The following is a 4,623-nucleotide window of genomic DNA, read 5'->3' on the forward strand; positions in this document are numbered from 1 at the left end:
TCGTTGATGAAGCCGGGAATGGCGTCCTGCTTCCAGCCCAGCGCCGGCACCCACCAGGCGTGGATGACGTCGTCGGAGGTGATCACGAAGCGCACCTTGGTATCCACCGGCAGCACCAGGCGGTTGTCCACCTCCAGCAGGTAGTGCGGATGCGATGCCAGCGTGGGCACCTTGCCGCTCTGCCGGACCCGGTCGGACTCGCGGTCCAGGCGACTGGTGAAGGTCACGTCCTCGCCCAGGTACTCGTACTTCCACATCCACTGGTAGCCGGTGACCTTGACGGTCATTTCCGAATCGCGGGTGTCGTAGAACTTGATCAGATTGGCCGTGGCCGGCCACGCCATCACCACCAGGATGATCACCGGGATCACCGTCCAGACGATTTCCGCCTTGGTGTTGTGGCTGAAGGTGGCCGCGACGGCGCCCTTGGATTTGCGGAACTTGAAGATGGCATAGAACATCGCGCCGAACACGAGGATGCCGATGATCGTGCACACCCACAGCGAGAACAGGTTGGATTCCCAGGCCAACCGCGAGCTCTGGGTCACCCCCTTGCCCATGTTCAACTGCCACGGTTTGGGGTCGGCCGCCTGGGCCCACGCCAATGCGGGCGCCAGCAGCGCGGCCCCGCTTGTTGCTGTCTTCCCGAACGTACTGCCCCACTTGATGCGTTGCTTCATTGCCTAGACCCTTAGCGTCGTCGGTTGCAGCCATCGCTGGCCGCGAGCAAGCCTTCTAGTTTCTGAGCCAGTGCCCTGCGTTCGGCCGGTGCGAGGAAAGCCCCCACTTCCACCTGCCTGCCACTGGACGCCAGCCGGACCCTCCGCTCGTCGGCGATCAGGCGTACCCAATGCGGGTGCGCGCTGAACACCGGCGAGTGCCCGGGTGCGGGGATGACCTCCACACACGCCGGAACCACCCGGATTTCTTCCTGCCGTTCTCCACTACGCCACACACTACGCAGTGCCGCTGCCAGCAACAGGCTGTACAGCAGCGCGAACAACGGGGCGAACACGTTGCCGGCCAGCCAACCCAGGCCGGCCGCCAACCCCATCCCCCCGCACAACACAGCAAACAACAGGACGAACTGCCGGGCATCGAGCGCCCGTGGGGGACGCAGCCGCAGTCGCGTCCCTGATCCGTCCGGAGCTGTCAGCACCTCGATCATGTCGCAACCGCGTTTTCCTGCCGCGGGAAACGTCTCGATGGTAGCCCTGCACTCGCGACAGTAGCAAGGGTCCATTCACACTTTCAGGAATGGTGCAACACAGCATGGACATCGGCGGCGCTTTTGCCGAAATCAGCACAAATTATGGCGACCCCGGCTAGTCCGGCGAATCCCTTTGTATGAAAGGCTATCGCCGCTATGGACAGCACGCCTGAATTTGCTTGCCGAGCTCAAAAAGCGATTAAAATGGTCAAGTTTTCCACGAGCCGACCGGCATGACCGCACCCTCCGCACCGATTCCTGCCCCGGCCCCGGCCGGCGCTCTCCGTCCGCCGCTGCTGTCGCCCGAGCTGCCGACGCCTCCCCCCGCGTTTCGTCAGGCCATCACCGATGCCTGGATGAAGGACGAGGCCAGCCATGTGCGCGAACTGCTGGAGCAGGCCCGCCTGCCGGCCGCCGAGCAGGCGCAGGTGCAGGCCGTGGCCGCCGACCTGGTCGCGCGCGTTCGCGTGCGCGCCAAGGACCAGGGCGCGATCGAAGCCTTCATGCGCCAGTACGACCTGGGCAGCGAAGAAGGCGTGCTGCTGATGTGCGTGGCCGAAGCGCTGCTGCGCATCCCCGACCAGGACACCGCCGACAAACTGATCCGCGACAAGCTCGGCGATGCGGACTGGAAAAAGCACATGGGCGGCAGCGATTCGGTGCTGGTCAACGCCTCCACCTGGGGCTTGATGCTCACCGGCCGCCTGGTGCAGATCAACGATGCCACCCGCGCCGACGTACCGGGTGCGTTCGCACGTCTGATCGGCCGCGTGGGCGAGCCGGTGATCCGCCTGGCCGTGCGCCAGGCGATGAAGATCATGGGCCACCAGTTCGTCATGGGCCGCACCATCGACGAAGCGCTGTCGCGCTCGCACAAGGGCGACAACGCCAACTACCGCTACTCGTTCGACATGCTCGGCGAAGGCGCGCTGACCATGAAGGACGCCAAGCGCTACCTGGAAGACTACCGCCGCGCGATCCACTCCATCGGCGGTGACCACAAGGCACGCGGCGGGCGCCCGGACGGCGACGTCAACGCTGCGCCGGGCATCTCGATCAAGCTCTCCGCGCTGTACCCGCGCTACGAGCACGCCAAGCGCGCGCGCGTCATGGCCGACCTGGTCCCGGGCGTGCTGGAACTGGCGCAGCTGGCCAAATCCTATGGCATCGGCTGCACCGTGGATGCCGAGGAAACCGACCGCCTGGAGCTGTCGCTGGACATCATCGAAGCGGTGGTCACCGGTGCCTCGCTGGTGGGTTGGGAAGGCTTCGGCGTAGTCGTGCAGGCCTACCAGAAGCGCACGCCGTACACGATCGATTACCTGGCCGATCTGGCCCGCCGCATCGGTCGCCGCCTGCAGGTGCGACTGGTCAAGGGCGCGTACTGGGACGCGGAAATCAAGCGTGCGCAGATCGACGGCCTGCCGGCCTACCCGGTGTTCACCCGCAAGCAGAACACCGACGTGTCCTACCTGGCGTGCACCAAGCGGTTGTTCTTGCATGCCGATGCGCTGTACCCGATGTTCGCCACGCACAACGCGCACACCATCGCCGCCGTCAAAACGATCGCCAAGGGTGGCCAGTACGAGCACCAGAAGCTGCACGGCATGGGCGATGACCTGTACGCCGAAGTGGTGCCGGCCGATCGCCTGAACGTGCCGTGCCGCGTGTACGCACCGGTCGGTTCGCATGAAGACCTGCTGCCGTACCTGGTGCGCCGCCTGCTGGAAAACGGCGCCAATTCCAGCTTCGTCAACCGCATCACCGACGACAGCGTGGCCATCGGCGACCTGATCCGCGATCCGGTCGAGGCGGTGTCCTCGTTCGCCTCCATTCCGCATCCGAAAATCCCGCTGCCGGTCGATCTGCTGCGCAGCCAGAACCATGACAGGAAGAACTCCATGGGCGTCAATCTCGCCAACGACAACGATCTGCGCGCCCTGGCCGAGCAGCTCAACGCCGCCGTAAAGCCTTGGCACGCCGCACCGCTGGTGCCCGGCGCCAGCCCGACCGGCGCGCTGTTGAACGTCACCAACCCGGCCGATACCCGCCAGGTCGTCGGCCAGTGGCAGCCGGCCGACAGCGCCACCGTCGAAAAGGCGCTGGCCAATGCCGTCGCCGCGCAGCCGACGTGGAACCGCACCCCGGCCGCCAGCCGCGCGGCGATCCTGGAACACGCCGCCGACCAGCTCGAAGCGCGCCTGCCCGAGTTCATGGCGCTGTGCGTCAAGGAAGCCGGCAAGAGCCTGCCCGACGGCATCGCCGAAGTGCGTGAAGCGGTCGACTTCCTGCGCTATTACGCCAAGCAGGCGCGCGAGCAGTTCGGCCATGCCGAAAAGCTGCCCAGCCCCACCGGTGAGTCCAACGAACTGCAGCTGCATGGCCGCGGCGTGTTCGTGTGCATCAGCCCGTGGAACTTCCCGCTGGCGATCTTCCTGGGCCAGGTGGCCGCTGCGCTCGCCGCCGGCAACAGCGTCATCGCCAAGCCGGCCGAACAGACCAACCTGATCGGCTACTACGCAGTAAAGCTGCTGCTCGAGGCTGGCGTACCCGAAGGCGTGGTGCAGTTCCTGCCCGGCGACGGCGCCACCGTCGGTGCCGCGCTCACCGCCGACCCGCGCGTGGCCGGCGTGGCCTTCACCGGCTCCACCGACACCGCCCGCGCGATCAACCGCGCGATGGCCGCACGCGATGCCGCCATCGGCGTGCTGATCGCCGAGACCGGCGGCCAGAACGCCTTCATCGCCGACTCCTCGGCGCTGCCGGAACAGCTGGTCAAGGACGCGATCGGGTCGGCGTTCACCTCTGCCGGCCAGCGCTGCTCGGCCGCGCGCGTGCTGTTCGTGCAGGACGACATCGCCGACAAGGTGATGACCATGCTGTCCGGCGCGATGGCCGAACTGAAGGTCGGCGACCCCGGCCTGCTGTCCACCGACGTGGGCCCGGTGATCGATGCCGACGCGCTGCAGATCCTGCAGGACCACGCCGTGCGCATGGAAAAGGAAGCACGCCTGATCGCCGCCGCCGAACTCAGCGAAGCGGCCGCGCATGGCACGTTCTTCGCCCCGCGTGCGTACGAACTGAAGAACCTGGACCAGCTGCACAAGGAAATCTTCGGGCCGGTGCTGCACGTGATCCGCTGGAAGGGCGACCAGCTCGACGCGGTGATCGACCAGATCAACGCCACCGGCTACGGGCTGACCCTGGGCGTGCATTCGCGCATCGATGAAACCGTGGATCGCATTTCCTCGCGCATCAATGTGGGCAACGTGTATGTCAACCGCAACCAGATCGGTGCGGTGGTCGGCGTGCAGCCGTTCGGCGGCCAGGGTCTTTCCGGTACCGGGCCGAAGGCCGGCGGTCCGCACTACCTGCTGCGCTTTGCCACCGAAAAAACCGTCACCGTGAACACC

The 4,623-nt window shown here is 66.2% G+C and carries 3 protein-coding genes; 1 reads left to right on the top strand and 2 read right to left on the bottom strand.

Going from position 1 to position 4,623, the window contains the following annotated elements; genetic code table 11:
• The coding region (locus AC1DQP_RS16795; RefSeq protein WP_478052046.1) for a cytochrome c oxidase subunit II at positions 1-680 on the bottom strand (680 nt) is incomplete at its 3' end.
• An 11-nt stretch (positions 681-691) separates the two neighbouring features.
• Positions 692-1,168, bottom strand: coding sequence for a DUF2244 domain-containing protein (locus tag AC1DQP_RS16800; RefSeq protein WP_256775034.1), 477 nt, complete (start codon positions 1,166-1,168; stop codon positions 692-694).
• A gap of 275 nt (positions 1,169-1,443) precedes the next feature.
• Between AC1DQP_RS16800 and putA the strand changes: the two genes are divergently transcribed.
• On the top strand, positions 1,444-4,623 hold a 3,180-nt coding region (gene putA / locus AC1DQP_RS16805), incomplete at its 3' end, for a bifunctional proline dehydrogenase/L-glutamate gamma-semialdehyde dehydrogenase PutA (RefSeq protein ID WP_478052047.1).

The sequence above is a fragment of the Stenotrophomonas sp. P5_A8 genome, from assembly GCF_056400545.1.

Excerpts from the sequence above, each read along its gene's own strand:
- AC1DQP_RS16800 (WP_256775034.1), bottom strand. The coding sequence starts at position 1,168 with ATGATCGAGGTGCTGACAGCTCCGGACGGATCAGGGACGCGACTGCGG.